Here is a 14,411-nt window from a genome sequence, read left to right on the forward strand (position 1 = left end):
CCGGCGAGCAGGTTTTATGTGGCTGGCGGGCTTGTGTGGCGAGCGGGCTTGCCCCGCGTTGGACTGCGCAGCAGTCCCGTTTTTGGGTCGCTACGCAACCCAGCGCGGTGCAACCTCGCTCGCCACAGGCAGGTGCTTGCCGTTATGTGGCCGGTGTGCTGAATTTGTTTCAAATCGGGGCTGTCATGGCCTCGATCTGTGTCTGGCGCCCTTTGCGACCAGACCGCAATCGCCTGATGAAGGACTGACGTTTCCATGTTGACCATCGCACTGTCCAAGGGCCGCATCCTTGACGACACGTTGCCGCTGCTGGCTGAAGCGGGCATCGTGCCGACCGAGAATCCGGACAAGAGCCGCAAGCTGATCATCCCCACGACCCAGGACGACGTGCGCCTGTTGATCGTGCGGGCAACCGACGTGCCGACCTACGTCGAGCATGGCGCGGCCGACCTTGGCGTTGCCGGCAAGGACGTGCTGATGGAGTACGGTGGCCAGGGCCTGTATGAGCCGCTGGACCTGCGCATTGCCCTGTGCAAGCTGATGACCGCCGGCCGTGTTGGTGATGTCGAGCCGAAAGGCCGTCTGCGGGTCGCCACCAAGTTCGTCAACGTTGCCAAGCGCTACTACGCCGAACAAGGCCGCCAGGTCGATATCATCAAGCTCTACGGCTCCATGGAGCTGGCGCCGCTGATCGGCTTGGCCGACAAGATCATCGACGTGGTCGACACCGGCAACACCCTGCGTGCCAACGGGCTTGAACCCCAGGATTTCATTGCCGACATCAGCTCCCGGCTGATCGTCAACAAAGCCTCCATGAAGATGCAGCATGCTCGTATCCAGGCGTTGATCGATACCCTGCGCAAGGCAGTGGAGTCGCGACACCGCGGTTGACTCACCCGCGTAGCCCAACGGCTGCGCCCGTCTATCCGCCTCATAGCCAGAATTCTCAGGTGCCCAAGCGGAAACGACTGCTAGTTTAGGGCGCCTGAGTTTTTGCCAATTCTATTGAGGCCCTCGCTATGACCACGTCCACTGCAATTGCCCGACTCAACGCTGCCGACCCGGATTTCGCCCATCATCTGGATCATCTGCTGAGCTGGGAAAGCGTGTCCGACGACTCGGTCAACGGGCGAGTGCTGGACATCATCAAGGCCGTGCGCGAGCGCGGTGACGCGGCACTGGTGGACTTCACCCGCCAGTTCGATGGCCTGGACGTCAAGTCCATGGCCGACCTGATCCTGCCCCGCGAGCGCCTGGAGCTTGCGTTGACACGCATCACCGGCCCGCAGCGCGAAGCCCTGGAAGTGGCGGCGGCGCGGGTGCGCAGCTACCACGAAAAGCAGAAGCAGGATTCCTGGAGCTACACCGAGGCCGACGGCACCGTGCTCGGCCAGAAGGTCACGCCACTGGACCGTGCCGGCCTGTACGTGCCGGGCGGTAAGGCGTCGTACCCGTCTTCGGTATTGATGAATGCGATTCCGGCCAAAGTGGCGGGCGTGACCGAAGTGGTCATGGTGGTGCCGACCCCGCGTGGCGAAATCAACGAGCTGGTGCTGGCAGCGGCCTGCATCGCTGGCGTCGACCGCGTGTTCACCATTGGCGGCGCCCAGGCGGTTGCGGCCCTGGCCTATGGCACCGAGAGCGTGCCGAAGGTCGACAAGGTGGTCGGCCCCGGCAACATCTATGTGGCCACCGCCAAGCGCCATGTGTTCGGTCAGGTCGGTATCGACATGATCGCCGGCCCCTCGGAAATCCTGGTGGTATGCGATGGCCAGACCGATCCGGACTGGATTGCCATGGACCTGTTCTCCCAGGCCGAGCACGACGAGGACGCCCAGGCGATCCTGGTCTGCCCGGACGCAGAGTTCCTCGACAAGGTCGCCGCCAGCATCGCCAAGCTGCTGCCGACCATGGAGCGCGCCGAGATCATCGAGAAGTCGATCAATGGCCGTGGCGCGTTGATCCTGGTGCGCGACATGGAGCAAGCCATCGAAGTGGCCAACCGCATCGCGCCGGAGCACCTGGAGCTGTCCGTGGCCGATCCGCAAGCCTGGCTGCCGTCGATTCGTCATGCCGGTGCGATCTTCATGGGTCGCCACACCAGCGAGGCGCTGGGCGACTACTGCGCAGGTCCCAACCACGTGCTGCCCACCTCCGGCACGGCGCGTTTCTCGTCGCCGCTGGGGGTGTATGACTTCCAGAAGCGCTCGTCGATCATCTTCTGCTCGCCACAAGGCGCCTCCGAACTGGGCAAGACCGCGTCGGTACTGGCCCGTGGCGAATCCCTGAGCGCCCACGCGCGCAGCGCCGAATACCGCATCCTTGAAGAGGGGAAATAACCCATGAGCAAATTCTGGAGCCCCTTCGTCAAGGACCTGGTGCCTTACGTGCCCGGCGAACAGCCCAAGCTGACCAAACTGGTCAAGCTCAACACCAATGAAAACCCCTACGGTCCATCGCCCAAGGCGCTGGCGGCGATGCAGGCCGAGTTGAACGACAATCTGCGCCTGTACCCGGACCCCAACAGCGACCTGCTCAAGCAGGCCGTGGCCGACTATTACCAGATCGATGCCGGCAAGGTGTTCCTCGGCAACGGCTCCGACGAGGTGCTGGCGCATATCTTCCACGGTCTGTTCCAACACCACATGCCGCTGCTGTTCCCGGATATCAGCTACAGCTTTTATCCGGTGTACTGCGGCCTCTATGGCATCCAGTCGGCCCCGGTGCCGCTGGACGAACAGTTCCAGATTCGCGCGGCGGATTACGCCAGGCCCAACGGCGGGATCATCTTCCCCAACCCGAACGCCCCGACCGGCTGCGTGCTGGCCCTGGACGCCGTGGAACAGATCCTCAAGGCCAGCCCCGACTCGGTGGTGGTGGTCGATGAAGCCTATATCGATTTCGGCGGCGACACCGCCATCAGCCTGGTAGATCGCTACGCGAACCTGCTGGTGACACAGACCCTGTCCAAGTCGCGCTCACTGGCCGGTTTGCGCGTGGGCCTTGCCGTGGGCCATCCGGATTTGATCGAGGCGCTGGAGCGGGTCAAGAACAGCTTCAACTCCTACCCGCTCGATCGCCTGGCGATTGCCGGCGCGGCGGCGGCGTTCAAGGACCGTGAGTATTTCGACAAGACCTGCCAGTTGGTGATCGACAGCCGTGAGACGCTGGTGGCGCAATTGGAAGGGAAGGGCTTTGAAGTGTTGCCGTCGGCGGCCAACTTCATCTTCGCCCGTCACCCCCGGCATGATGCGGCTGGTCTGGCTGCGAAGCTGCGTGAGCAAGGGGTGATCGTGCGGCACTTCAAGCAGGCGCGGATTGCCCAGTTCCTGCGGATCAGCATTGGCACGCCTGAGCAGAACCAGGCGCTGATCGATGGGCTCGGCGAACTCTGACAGACGCTGAAAATCAAATGTGGGAGCTGGCTTGCCAGCTCCCACACTGATTTGCGTTTAGTCAGTTACAGCAGCGGCTCATCCGGCTTCTTGTGCTTCCAGCCATCATTGCCCGGCAGCAGCAGGTTCAAACCAATTGCCACCACGGCACACAGGGCGATGCCCTTGAGGCCGAAGTCGTCCGGGCCGGTGCCGGTGCCGACCAGCACGCCGCCAATTCCGAACACCAGGGTCACCGACACAATCACCAGATTGCGCGCCTCGCCCAGGTCGATCCTGTGACGGATCAATGTGTTCATGCCCACCGCGGCAATCGAGCCGAACAGCAGGCACAGGATCCCGCCCATCACCGGCACCGGAATGCTCTGCAGTAGGGCGCCGAACTTGCCGATAAACGCCAGGCTGATGGCGAATACCGCCGCCCAGGTCATGATCTTCGGGTTGTAGTTCTTGGTCAGCATCACCGCGCCGGTCACTTCGGCGTAGGTGGTGTTCGGCGGGCCGCCGAACAGGCCGGCGGCCGTGGTGGCGATGCCGTCACCCAGCAGGGTGCGATGCAGGCCGGGCTTCTTCAGGTAGTCGCGACCGGTCACGCTGCCCACCGCAATCACACCGCCGATGTGTTCGATCGCCGGGGCCAGGGCCACCGGGACGATGAACAGGATTGCCTGCCAGTTGAACTCCGGCGCGGTGAAGTGGGGCAGGGCGAACCAGGGCGCGGCGGCGATTTTGGCCGTGTCGACCACGCCGAAATAGAACGCCATGGCAAAGCCCACGAGTACGCCGGAAATGATCGGCACCAGGCGGAAAATGCCCTTGCCGAACACCGCCACGATCAACGTGGTCAGCAGCGCCGGCATCGAGATCATCATTGCCGTCTGATAATGAATCAGCTCGGCACCGTCACCGGACTTGCCCATCGCCATGTTCGCTGCAATCGGCGCCATGGCCAGGCCGATGGAGATGATCACCGGGCCAATCACCACCGGCGGCAGCAGGCGGTCGATAAAACCGGTGCCTTTGATCTTCACGGCCAGGCCGAGGAAGGTGTACACGAAACCGGCCGCCATCACCCCGCCCATGGTCGCCGCGAGGCCGAACTGGCCCTTGGCGAGAATGATCGGCGTGATGAACGCAAAGCTCGATGCCAGGAACACCGGCACCTGTCGCCCGGTCACCACCTGGAACAACAGCGTGCCCAGGCCAGCGGTGAACAGTGCGACGTTTGGATCAAGGCCGGTGATCAGCGGCATCAACACCAGCGCGCCAAATGCCACGAAGAGCATCTGTGCGCCAGACAGGATCTGGCGCCAAAGCGGGTCGTTGAATTCATCCTGCATGGTCACGCGTCCTTCTGCTTGGTGCCGAAGATTTTGTCCCCGGCATCGCCCAGGCCCGGGATGATGTAGCCGTGTTCGTTGAGGCGCTCGTCGATGGAGGCCGTGTAGATCTGCACATCCGGGTGCGCTTTCTCGACGGCGGCGATGCCTTCGGGCGCGGCGACCAGCACCATGGCGCGAATGTCTTTGCAGCCGGCCTTTTTCAGCAGGTCGATGGTGGCGACCATGGAACTGCCGGTGGCGAGCATCGGGTCGATGATCATCGCCAGGCGCTCGTCGATTTCCGGAACGAGTTTTTCCAGGTAGGTATGGGCCTGCAGGGTTTCTTCATTGCGGGCCACGCCCACGGCGCTGACTTTGGCGCCCGGGATTAGGCTGAGCACGCCTTCGAGCATGCCGATACCGGCGCGCAGGATCGGCACCACGGTGATCTTTTTACCGGCGATTTTCTCCACCTGGACGGGACCGGCCCAACCGGGGATCTCGTAGGTTTCCAGGGGTAAATCCTTGGTGGCTTCGTAAGTGAGCAACGCTCCGACTTCCTGAGCAAGCTCACGGAAGTTCTTCGTGCTGATGTCAGCGCGGCGCATAAGGCCGAGCTTGTGCTGGATCAGCGGGTGGCGGATCTCGCGAGTGGGCATGGGAAAGGCTCCGGCGGCGGGCAAAAAAACCGGCCTAGATTAATCTATCCGAGGGTGATGTCCTATAGACAATCAAGTACGTTAGTCCATAAAGGCTTGAACGTTGCCGCTCACATGCGTACCTTTGCCCGCTTTTCTTGCCACAGCACCCCTTGGAGAGCGCCATGTCCGCTGATCTCGAGCATATCCGTCAAATCATGCGCGAGGCTGACTGCCTGTACAGCGAAGCGCAAGTCGAAGAGGCGATCGCCAAGGTTGGTGCGCACATCAGCCGCGAACTGGCCGACAGCAACCCGGTGGTGTTCTGCGTGATGAACGGTGGCCTGATCTTCGCCGGCAAGCTGCTCACCCATTTGCAGTTCCCGCTCGAAGCGTCCTACCTGCACGCCACCCGCTATCGCAATGAAACCAGCGGCGGCGACCTGTTCTGGAAGGCCAAACCGGAAGTTTCGTTCATCGACCGCGACGTGCTGATCATCGACGACATCCTTGATGAAGGTCACACCCTGGGCGCAATCATCGACTTCTGCAAACACGCCGGTGCGCGTAAAGTGCACACCGCCGTGTTGATCGACAAAGATCACGACCGCAAGGCGCGCCCGGACCTGAAAGCCGATTATGTCGGCCTGCCTTGCATCGACCGCTACATCTTCGGTTACGGCATGGATTACAAAGGTTACTGGCGCAACGCTAATGGCATCTACGCCGTCAAAGGGATGTAAGTCATGACCCGCTTTCTTGATCAGACTCTGTTTACCGAATTGGCCGAGAAAGCACAGGCCAGCCCTCGTGGCAGGCACCACCATAACTTTCATCAGATGGAGGATCCGTGCCACCGCATGGCCGTCGGCCTGCAGCCCAGCACCTATGTGCCGCCTCATCGGCATTTGAGCGCAGACAAGGCAGAAACCTTGCTGGTGCTCAAGGGTAGTCTGGGTTTGCTGATCTTCAACGACAGCGGTGACGTGATCGCCAGGCGGGTCATGCAGGCCGGTGGCGAGTGCGCGGGTGTCGACTTGCCGCCTGGGGTATTCCACGGGCTGGTAGTGCTGGAGCCCGACACGGTGATGTTCGAGTGCAAGGCTGGCCCTTATCGTCCGGTGGGCGAGGGCGAACTGGCTAGTTGGGCGCCGCGTGAAGGCGATGCCGAGGTGGCGGCTTATCAAGAGTGGATGCTGGCCCAGTTCGACTAGGCTCTTCACCGCTTGCACAGGTAGACTTCAATCCCCGTGAAAATGTCTGCAGGCTGGAGTCGGTAATGCGTAAAGATAAGAAACAGGTGATTGGTGACGAGATCGGCGACGACCAGATCAAGTTGTTCCTGGATTTCGAACCGGTTGACGCGACCTCACCGTCCCTGCACAAGTTGATCAAGGCCTACCGTGGCTTGCGTATCGATGACTTCGAGCGCTTCCTCGGTTTTTTCAAAGAGGCCGGCCTGGACCTGGATGGCAAGGACGAGCAGGGCCAGACTTTTGTCGACCTGATCAAGGACCAGCGCCACGCGTCTGAGTACATCGAACTGATTGAAAAAGCCCGCGGCTGATTATTCAGGCCATAAAAAAACGCCCCGAAGGGCGTTTTTTATTGCTCGGACCTCAAGCGTAGCTTTCAGCCTCGTCAACCAGCTCCAGGCTGATGTTGTTGTGCGTGTTGATCCTGCGATAAAGCTGCGCATCGGTCTCCAGCACTTTTTCCCGCGCCGGGAAGATCTCGTGCAGCTTGGCCGCCCATTCGCCGGCAGCTTTTTCCGGGAAGCAACGCTCGATCAGTTCCAGCATGATCGAAACCGTCACCGACGCCCCTGGAGACGCGCCCAACAATGCCGCCAGCGAACCGTCTTTAGCTGAGACCAGCTCGGTGCCAAACTGCAGCACGCCGCCTTTCTTCGGGTCTTTCTTGATGATCTGCACCCGTTGGCCGGCCACTTCCAGGCGCCAGTCTGCAGCGTTGGCTTCTGGATAGAAGCGGCGCAGGGATTCCAGACGCTGTTCCATGGACTGGCGCACTTCGCTGACCAGGTATTTGGTCAGGTCCATGTTGTCGCGCGCCACGGCCAGCATTGGGCCGATGTTGCCGGCGCGAATCGACATCGGCAGGTCGAGGAATGAACCGTACTTGAGGAACTTGGTGGTAAAGCCGGCGTATGGGCCGAACAGCAGGGACTTCTTGCCATCCACCACGCGGGTATCCAGGTGCGGCACAGACATCGGTGGCGAGCCCACCGCTGCCTGGCTGTAGACCTTGGCCTGGTGATGCTTGACCACGTCCGGGTTGTCGCAACGCAGCCACTGGCCGCTCACCGGGAAACCGCCGAAGCCTTTGCTTTCCTCGATGCCCGATGCTTGCAGCAGCGGCAGAGCCGCACCACCGGCGCCAAGGAACACGAACCTGGCGTCGATATCGCGGCTTTCGCCGCTGTTGACGTCCTTGATGCTCACGGTCCAGCCGGCACCGTTGCGCTTGAGCCCGGTGACACGCTTGCAGTATTTGACCTGGGCGTCCGGCGTGCTGGTGAGGTGACCGAGCAACTGGTTGGTCAGGGCGCCGAAGTTGACGTCGGTGCCGTTCATCACGCGGGTGGCTGCGATTTTTTCGTCAAGCGGACGACCGGGCATCATCAGCGGCATCCACTCGGCCATTTCGCCACGGTCTTCGGTGTAGTGCATGTCCGAAAACGCATGGTGCTGGACGAGGGTGTCAAAGCGCTTCTTGAGAAACGCCACGCCGCTTTCGCCCTGCACGAAGCTCAGGTGCGGCACCGGGCTGATAAAGGATTTGGCCGAGCCAAAGGTGCCCTTTTGGGTCAGGTACGCCCAGAACTGCTTCGACACTTCGAACTGGGTGTTGATATGCACGGCTTTCTTGATGTCGATGGAGCCATCGGCGGCCTGTGGCGTGTAGTTCAACTCACACAGGCCGGCGTGGCCGGTACCGGCGTTGTTCCACGGGTTGGAACTCTCCGCGGCACCCGAGTCCATCAGCTCAACGACTTCCAGCTTGAGGCCGGGGTCGAGCTCTTTGAGCAGCACGGCCAGGGTGGCACTCATGATGCCGGCCCCTACCAGTACTACGTCGACTGCTTCGTTATGCGCCATTTAACGCGTCTCCAAAATCTGCAGCACCAAATTGACGGCATGGCTGCCAGGAGTGACGGGGCGGTTCACGTGTTGCCCCAGGTAACCCATGGCCAGGATCGCCATGTCCGTTTCGCAATTTTCTTGCAACTTCCAGCGCACGCTTGCTGCCGGGCTGATCTGCCTATGAACGCATTCATGGGCGCCTGTGGCAATTCGACTTATGGTCAAAGCGTGCGATTCGTGCAATCAATCCGTCGCGGACAGGCTCAAGCTCCGGTGGTTGACGCGTAGTTGGTCCTGCGGGGTTGGGCTGTTCCAGACGCTGATGGTGCTTGTACAAACGCCAAACTATTCATTTGCTCGCCACACTCTTGTGAAGTTGTGAAAACCCGTTTTTTCACGCTCTTTTGAAGACGTGAACCTCAAAAAAGGGCTGCCTCAGCCTGGCACCTGGCCCGAAACACTTTTGCCGACATGCGGCAAAACGGGCAAACAACTCAAGTGGCCGAGCGCAATGGCAGCTCTGGCAGATCCGGTAAAGGCGGGGTGGTTTGCAAGGAAAACAGCAAGCACGCCAGCTTCACTCGATCTGTGTGGGCGGCTCTCTGTGGGCGATTCTTGGGTTAATGCCGAGGCATTAACGATGCTGCGAGGCCCGATCAGGAGACGTCCTTATAATCGGGGGGAGATTGTAGCGAAGAACGCCGCAGAAATGGGCGTGTTTTATGGCTTTTATTAGGTTTGTGGTCAGGAGGCCAACGCCTGGCGCGAATGTGCGTGCGTGACCTGCGGCCGAACCCGAGCGTTTGCGGGCAGTGGGCGGTGCATCCAGCACAGACGCGTCTCGGTGACTTCCACCCAGCCTTCGCCGACAGGTGGCAGGCTGCATTGCTTGAAGGCCAGGCAATGGCCCTTCACGTCGAGCAACGCGAACTGGCGATGACGGGTGTGTGACATGAACAACGATTTGAGCAGGCGCATGGCGTGTACCGGTTGTGTTACATGCTTGAAGGTTGCCAGTCTGCCATGACACTGGAATGACGAATTTATGCGAAATTGTAATTTCGCCGTGGCTTCAGCTGCCGTTCAGGATCGCTGGTGAGTGGCGCGCGTGCACCGTTATACTGGCGGCCTGTTTGCATCTAGTCCTGGAGAAATGAGTATGTTGCAACGCCTGTTGTTCGGTTTGATCACTGTGACCAGTTTGACCCTGGTTGGCTGCGCCAACAGCCCGCAACAACTCAGCCCGCAACCCAAGATCACCACGCAGCTGGCGCCGGTGGGGCATGGCCAGCCGGTGTCGGTGCGTGTGGTGGACGGCCGTCCATCGCCAACCCTGGGCTCGCGCGGCGGCCTGTACCCGGAGACTGCACTGATTTCGGTGAATGGTCAGGACGTGCTGCCCAAGCTGCAGGCCCAGGCTGAAGCCGCTGTGCGCCTGCTGGGGTTCACGCCGACCACTTCGCCGGGCGCGCCTCAACTGACGGTCACCCTGGCCGAACTGAAATACCAGTCACCCAAGGAAGGCCTGTACGTGACTGAAGCCTCCATCGGCGCCACGTTCAAGTCCGATGTCAGCGCCGGTACCCGTCGTTACAGCGGCCGTTATGCGGCTTCGCTCAATCAGCGCTTTGGCATGTCGCCAAACCAGGAGACCAACACCAAGCTGGTCAGCGACGTTCTCAGCGACGCCCTGACCCGCCTGTTCAAGGACCCAAGCATCGGCCAGTTGCTCAGCTCGCAGCAGTAAGCCGTTCACAAAAAAACCGGGCTCATCGCTGAGCCCGGTTTTTTTTCGCCCGGCGTTTCTTCACGCGGCGCTGTGGACGTGGAAGTCCAGCATGCTTACGCCCGTGAGCAGATCCATCTCCGGCCAATCCGCATGCTGATGCCCGCCCAAGGCGCAATACACCAGCCAGTGGCGGTCCTGAACGTTGAACGCCAGGCTGCCGATCAGCGCCTCCTGTTCATCACTTTGGGCGACCAGATACAACCGGTCCTGGTTCTGCGCGTGCAACATGACAAGCTCCCGGGCGTTCGAAGGGCAACAGAATGGCTTGTTAAGGTGACGTTCAGGTGACGTCGTAAATTACTGGATACATTAAACGTACACGGGGCATGGAGCTTTTTGGGCACAGGAGGCCACAGACGCCCAGGTACGTATCTGAATGGATACCAGGTTTTCGATTCACCGAGGTTTGCGATGGCACTGCCCGCACTGTTGATCAATGCTGTTGCCCTGTTGATGGCCTGCCTTGCGGCGGTGCTGCTGTTTATCACTCGCCTGCACGAACAACGTGCGATGGCCGATCTCAGCGCGCAGAGCGAAGAGCGCGCAATCGATCAGCCGATGCTGTTTTTGGATGTACGCACTGAACGGGCGCACCGCCTGGCTTACCGTATAGGGTTTGCAGGTCTAGGGTTGGCGCTGGTCTTGTCCTGGCTCGGCACTCACTTCTAAAAGCGCTGCAAAACCCATGTGGTCGCTCCCATAGCGGTATTTCAGCCAATACAGGTATCGACTGATTCACCGTCATCGGGAACAAGCACTTCCCACATCTGGAGCGGCGCTTAAAGCGGGATACCGGCCTTGACGCGGTATTGGTTACGCACTGGGGTCGCGTATTGCGTGATCAGGTATGGCCGGTGTTCCGCCGGGCACTCATTCAAACGCCGTTCCCACTCTGCCTTCGCCTTGGCCAACTCATCCGCCGGGAACACTGCGGCCGCAGTCGGCACCTGCAATTGCGGGTCCGCATCGGCCCACTGCGCATACGCCAGGTAATGCACCGGGAACAACCGATAACCGCCGAGAATCTGCCGGTCCATTTCCACGGCCAGCAGTTTGGTATCTTCGAAGCGCTCTGTGATCGGCGGTGCGAAGTTGATGTGCACGCGGCCCTTGTAACCGGTGATGCCCAGCGCGATGCTCACATCGTCCTCGCCCGGCGCCTTGCTGTAGGTGCCGGTGGTGGCGCGGATGTACAGCTCGCGCGCCTTGGCGGTATCGCAGGGGTCGTACTCGTAGCTGATGGACACCGGCGTCAGGTTCAACGACTGGATCACCTCGGCGAACGGTTCGTCCTTGCGGCTCACGTGGAACATCTTGAGGATCGCCGATTCGGTGCGATCATCGCCGTCCTTGGCGCGGCCTTCGGCCTGGGCGATCCAGATCGACTGGCAGTCGTGGCGGATCGAATGATTGATGTAGGCCGACAGCAAATGATACGCCGCCATCTTTTCCTTTCGTCCCGTGATCGAGCGGTGCACGATGAAACTCTTGTTCAGGCGCATCAGGTCGCTGACAAACGGCTTTTGCAGCAGGTTGTCACCGATGGCGATGCGTGGCGTCGGCAGGCCGGCGTGGTACACGGCATAGTTGACGAAGGCCGGGTCCATCACGATATCGCGGTGGTTGGCCAGGAACAGGTAGGCGGTGCCGGACTTGAGTTGTTCGACGCCCGTGTAGGTCACGCCGTCGGTCGCTCGGTCAATGGTGTGGTCGACGTAATACTCGACCTTGTCCTGCAGCGTGGCCACGGTGGTGACGCCGGCGAATTCACGGCGCAGCTTGCGGGCGATCATTGGCTTGAGCAGCCAGCCCAGGGTGCCGGCAAAGCGGGGGAAGCGGAAGTGGGTCAGGATGTCCAGAAAGGCCTTGTCGCTGAACAGGCGTGCCAGCACTGCCGGGACTTCGCTGTCGTTGTAAGGTCGGATGGTATCGAATTCGCCCATCATGCTCTCTTGTTGGAAACGGCTAGGGTAAGTAAAGGAAATACCAGGGTGCGGCGCGGGTAATTGGCCCGGCCGATCAATAGCCCTGTAAATAGACCGGCGATTATACGCACAAGTCACCTGGGAGACTGCGATGCTGGAAACTGAACCGTATGATTGTCCTTATTGTGGTGAGCCGGCAGAGGCGGTGCTGGATCTGTCCGGTGGTGATCAGCAGTACATCGAGGATTGCCCGGTCTGTTGCCGACCGATTAATTTCATCCTGCAAACGGATGGCCATGAATGGATGCTTGAAGTCCACGCCGAGAACGAATAGCAGGCACGCCCATGCAGCGCATCTACGAACCGGAAAACCTGATGGAGGGCGAGTTGCTGCAACAGATGCTCGCCAGCGAGGGCATCGATGCGCACCTGGTAGGGCGCCATCTGCTCGGTGGCGCCGGCGAGTTGCCGATTTTCGGCCTGCTGGGTCTGGAGGTCGACAACGACCGGGCGGCCTATGCCCGTGAGCTGGTCACCGCCTATATCGGCGCGCAGCCCTTGCCCGGCGACGAACCCGACAGCTTTCCCGACGTGCTGGTCTGTTAGGCTGTCGGTCGGTTTACCCAAGAGTCGTGTTGCCCCATGTGTGGACGTTATGCCCTGTTTCGCTGGAACCCCGGTTTTGCCGCCCTGCCGGGTTTTCCGGCGGACCAGCAGGCCCAGTGGAACATTTCCCCGAATGATTCGGTGCTGATCCAGCGCCAGAACGAAGGCCAGCGCACCCTGGCGCGCGCGCGCTGGGGCCTGACCCCGCCGTGGCTGACCGACCTGTCCCGCACGCCGGCCCATGCCCGTGCCGAAACCCTGGCGGAGCAACCGATGTTTCGCGAGGCATTTCGCCAGCGTCGCTGCCTGCTGCCGGCCAACGGGTTCTACGAATGGCGCGGCACCCAGCGCAAACGCCCGTACTGGTTGACGCCGGGGGAGGGCTCCACGTTGTTTTTTGCCGCGATCTGGGAAGCGTATCCCGTGCAGGAGCAGGTATGGCTGAGCACCGCGGTGGTTACCCAGGCCGCGCAAAGCCAGCGCCGGCCGCTGATTCTCGATGCGGCGGGCCAGGCGGCGTGGCTCGATCCCGAGACCCCGTTGCATGTGCTGCAGGCGCTGCTGGCCAGCGAGCCCACCGCGTTGCGCGAAAGGGTCCTGGCCAATATGGTCAACGATCCAAAGCTCAACGGGCCGGAGTGCCTGACCCCGGCCTGACAGTGCCGCCAATGCTGCTCGCGTGTGGGATGTATCGGAAATACAGCCGTTAAACGTCATGTGTATCTGGCGCGGATACACACGAGGGCCTACGATACGCGCCATGTTTTCAGGGAGCGTCTCGCATGAAAAAGTCATTGGCAGTAAGTGTATTGGCGGCGGCCATGCTGCTGGCCGGGTGTCAGTCGGTCAACACCACCAGCGGCGGCGCCGTTGGGGTTGAGCGCAAGCAATACATGTTCAGCATGCTGTCGAGTCAGGAAGTCGACCAGATGTATGCCCAGTCCTATCAGCAAACGCTGGGCGAAGCCAGTGGCAAGGGCCTGGTGGACAAAACCAGCGCCAACGCCAAGCGTGTGCAGGCCATTGCCAATCGGCTGATCGCCCAGGCGCCCACTTTCCGCCCGGATGCGGCGCAGTGGAAGTGGGAAGTGAACCTGATCAAGAGCGACGAGATGAATGCCAACTGCGGGCCTGGCGGCAAGATCTTCGTGTACAGCGCGTTGATCGACAACCTCAAGCTCACCGATGACGAGCTCGCCGCAGTGATGGGTCATGAAATTGCCCACGCCTTGCGCGAGCATGGCCGTGAAGCCATGTCCAAGGCCTATGGCATCCAGATGGCCAAACAGGGCGCCGGCGCGATATTCGGCCTGGGCCAGGACAGCCTGGCGCTGGCCGATACCGTGGCCAACTACGGCATGACCTTGCCCAACAGCCGCAGCAATGAAAACGAAGCCGACCTGATCGGCCTTGAACTGTCGGCCCGCGCCGGCTACAACCCGAACGCGGCGATCACGCTGTGGAACAAGATGGCCAAGGCTTCCGAAGGCGCACCGCCCGAGTTCATGAGCACTCACCCGGCCTCCGATAGCCGGATCGCCTCGCTGCAGGCGGCCATTCCGAAAGTGATGCCGCTGTACCAACAGGCCAAAAAATCCTGATAATTTTGAGTCTGGTGAGGATCTAGTGTGG

Annotated in this window: 18 protein-coding genes; 12 read left to right on the forward strand and 6 right to left on the reverse strand. The window is 61.0% G+C overall.

Annotated elements, in window-relative coordinates; all coding sequences use genetic code 11:
- The first annotated feature begins 255 nt into the window (after window positions 1-255).
- The 3 genes from hisG (at window position 256) to hisC (ending at window position 3,395) form a co-directional block, all read left to right on the forward strand.
- A complete protein-coding gene (gene hisG / locus TU75_RS04790) occupies window positions 256-891 on the forward strand; it encodes an ATP phosphoribosyltransferase (RefSeq protein ID WP_003188599.1) in 636 nt (211 codons plus the stop codon).
- Between the two features lie 128 nt (window positions 892-1,019).
- Window positions 1,020-2,339, forward strand: coding sequence for a histidinol dehydrogenase (gene hisD, locus TU75_RS04795; protein ID WP_004372061.1), 1,320 nt, complete (start codon window positions 1,020-1,022; stop codon window positions 2,337-2,339).
- 3 nt (window positions 2,340-2,342) lie between these two features.
- The gene (gene hisC, locus TU75_RS04800; protein WP_060548330.1) at window positions 2,343-3,395 is read left to right on the forward strand and encodes a histidinol-phosphate transaminase; all 1,053 of its coding nucleotides are present in this window, start codon (window positions 2,343-2,345) and stop codon (window positions 3,393-3,395) included.
- Between the two features lie 65 nt (window positions 3,396-3,460).
- On the opposite strand, the gene TU75_RS04805 is transcribed toward hisC, so the two are convergent.
- Complete coding sequence (locus tag TU75_RS04805; RefSeq protein WP_004372057.1) at window positions 3,461-4,735, reverse strand: uracil-xanthine permease family protein; 1,275 nt, start codon at window positions 4,733-4,735, stop codon at window positions 3,461-3,463.
- 2 nt (window positions 4,736-4,737) lie between these two features.
- Window positions 4,738-5,376 (reverse strand): uracil phosphoribosyltransferase, encoded by a 639-nt coding sequence (upp, locus tag TU75_RS04810; protein ID WP_004372055.1) that lies wholly within the window; start codon window positions 5,374-5,376, stop codon window positions 4,738-4,740.
- Window positions 5,377-5,540: 164 nt separating this feature from the next.
- Here upp and TU75_RS04815 point away from each other — a divergent pair, with 164 nt between their 5' ends.
- The 3 genes from TU75_RS04815 to TU75_RS04825 all read left to right on the forward strand — a co-directional run bounded on the left by TU75_RS04815 (window position 5,541) and on the right by TU75_RS04825 (window position 6,922).
- Window positions 5,541-6,098: a hypoxanthine-guanine phosphoribosyltransferase gene (locus TU75_RS04815; protein WP_004372053.1), complete on the forward strand. Its 558-nt coding sequence runs from the start codon at window positions 5,541-5,543 to the stop codon at window positions 6,096-6,098.
- Window positions 6,099-6,101: 3 nt separating this feature from the next.
- Window positions 6,102-6,569, forward strand: a complete 468-nt coding sequence (locus tag TU75_RS04820) for a WbuC family cupin fold metalloprotein (protein WP_004372052.1) — start codon at window positions 6,102-6,104, stop codon at window positions 6,567-6,569.
- Between the two features lie 65 nt (window positions 6,570-6,634).
- Window positions 6,635-6,922 (forward strand): PA4642 family protein, encoded by a 288-nt coding sequence (locus TU75_RS04825; RefSeq protein WP_004372049.1) that lies wholly within the window; start codon window positions 6,635-6,637, stop codon window positions 6,920-6,922.
- A gap of 52 nt (window positions 6,923-6,974) precedes the next feature.
- Here the strand turns inward: TU75_RS04825 and mqo are convergent, their stop codons facing one another.
- Window positions 6,975-8,474 carry a malate dehydrogenase (quinone) gene (gene mqo / locus TU75_RS04830; protein ID WP_060548331.1) on the reverse strand — a complete coding sequence of 500 codons (1,500 nt, stop codon included), beginning with the start codon at window positions 8,472-8,474 and terminating at the stop codon, window positions 6,975-6,977.
- Window positions 8,475-9,203: 729 nt separating this feature from the next.
- Window positions 9,204-9,437, reverse strand: a complete 234-nt coding sequence (locus TU75_RS04835; RefSeq protein WP_004372043.1) for a hypothetical protein — start codon at window positions 9,435-9,437, stop codon at window positions 9,204-9,206.
- Between the two features lie 181 nt (window positions 9,438-9,618).
- Here TU75_RS04835 and TU75_RS04840 point away from each other — a divergent pair, with 181 nt between their 5' ends.
- A complete protein-coding gene (locus tag TU75_RS04840; protein ID WP_004372041.1) occupies window positions 9,619-10,206 on the forward strand; it encodes a YajG family lipoprotein in 588 nt (195 codons plus the stop codon).
- Between the two features lie 60 nt (window positions 10,207-10,266).
- Here TU75_RS04840 and TU75_RS04845 read toward each other — a convergent pair whose 3' ends face one another.
- A complete protein-coding gene (locus tag TU75_RS04845) occupies window positions 10,267-10,476 on the reverse strand; it encodes a hypothetical protein (protein ID WP_004372040.1) in 210 nt (69 codons plus the stop codon).
- Between the two features lie 183 nt (window positions 10,477-10,659).
- On the opposite strand from TU75_RS04845, the gene TU75_RS04850 reads away from it, so the two are divergent.
- Window positions 10,660-10,917 (forward strand): hypothetical protein, encoded by a 258-nt coding sequence (locus TU75_RS04850; RefSeq protein ID WP_004372038.1) that lies wholly within the window; start codon window positions 10,660-10,662, stop codon window positions 10,915-10,917.
- Window positions 10,918-11,027: 110 nt separating this feature from the next.
- Here the strand turns inward: TU75_RS04850 and TU75_RS04855 are convergent, their stop codons facing one another.
- Complete coding sequence (locus TU75_RS04855) at window positions 11,028-12,191, reverse strand: 1-acyl-sn-glycerol-3-phosphate acyltransferase (RefSeq protein ID WP_173664751.1); 1,164 nt, start codon at window positions 12,189-12,191, stop codon at window positions 11,028-11,030.
- 133 nt (window positions 12,192-12,324) lie between these two features.
- Between TU75_RS04855 and TU75_RS04860 the strand changes: the two genes are divergently transcribed.
- From TU75_RS04860 to TU75_RS04875, 4 genes are all read left to right on the forward strand, one after another.
- Window positions 12,325-12,507 (forward strand): CPXCG motif-containing cysteine-rich protein, encoded by a 183-nt coding sequence (locus tag TU75_RS04860; protein ID WP_004372034.1) that lies wholly within the window; start codon window positions 12,325-12,327, stop codon window positions 12,505-12,507.
- Between the two features lie 11 nt (window positions 12,508-12,518).
- Entirely contained in the window at window positions 12,519-12,779 is a 261-nt protein-coding gene (locus TU75_RS04865) for a putative signal transducing protein (protein ID WP_004372032.1), read from the forward strand.
- 36 nt (window positions 12,780-12,815) lie between these two features.
- Complete coding sequence (locus tag TU75_RS04870) at window positions 12,816-13,436, forward strand: SOS response-associated peptidase (protein ID WP_004372030.1); 621 nt, start codon at window positions 12,816-12,818, stop codon at window positions 13,434-13,436.
- Between the two features lie 125 nt (window positions 13,437-13,561).
- Window positions 13,562-14,380, forward strand: a complete 819-nt coding sequence (locus TU75_RS04875) for a M48 family metallopeptidase (RefSeq protein ID WP_004372028.1) — start codon at window positions 13,562-13,564, stop codon at window positions 14,378-14,380.
- Window positions 14,381-14,411: the final 31 nt, after the last annotated feature.

It is taken from the genome of Pseudomonas poae (assembly GCF_001439785.1).
In the GTDB taxonomy this organism is placed as follows: domain Bacteria; phylum Pseudomonadota; class Gammaproteobacteria; order Pseudomonadales; family Pseudomonadaceae; genus Aquipseudomonas; species Aquipseudomonas poae.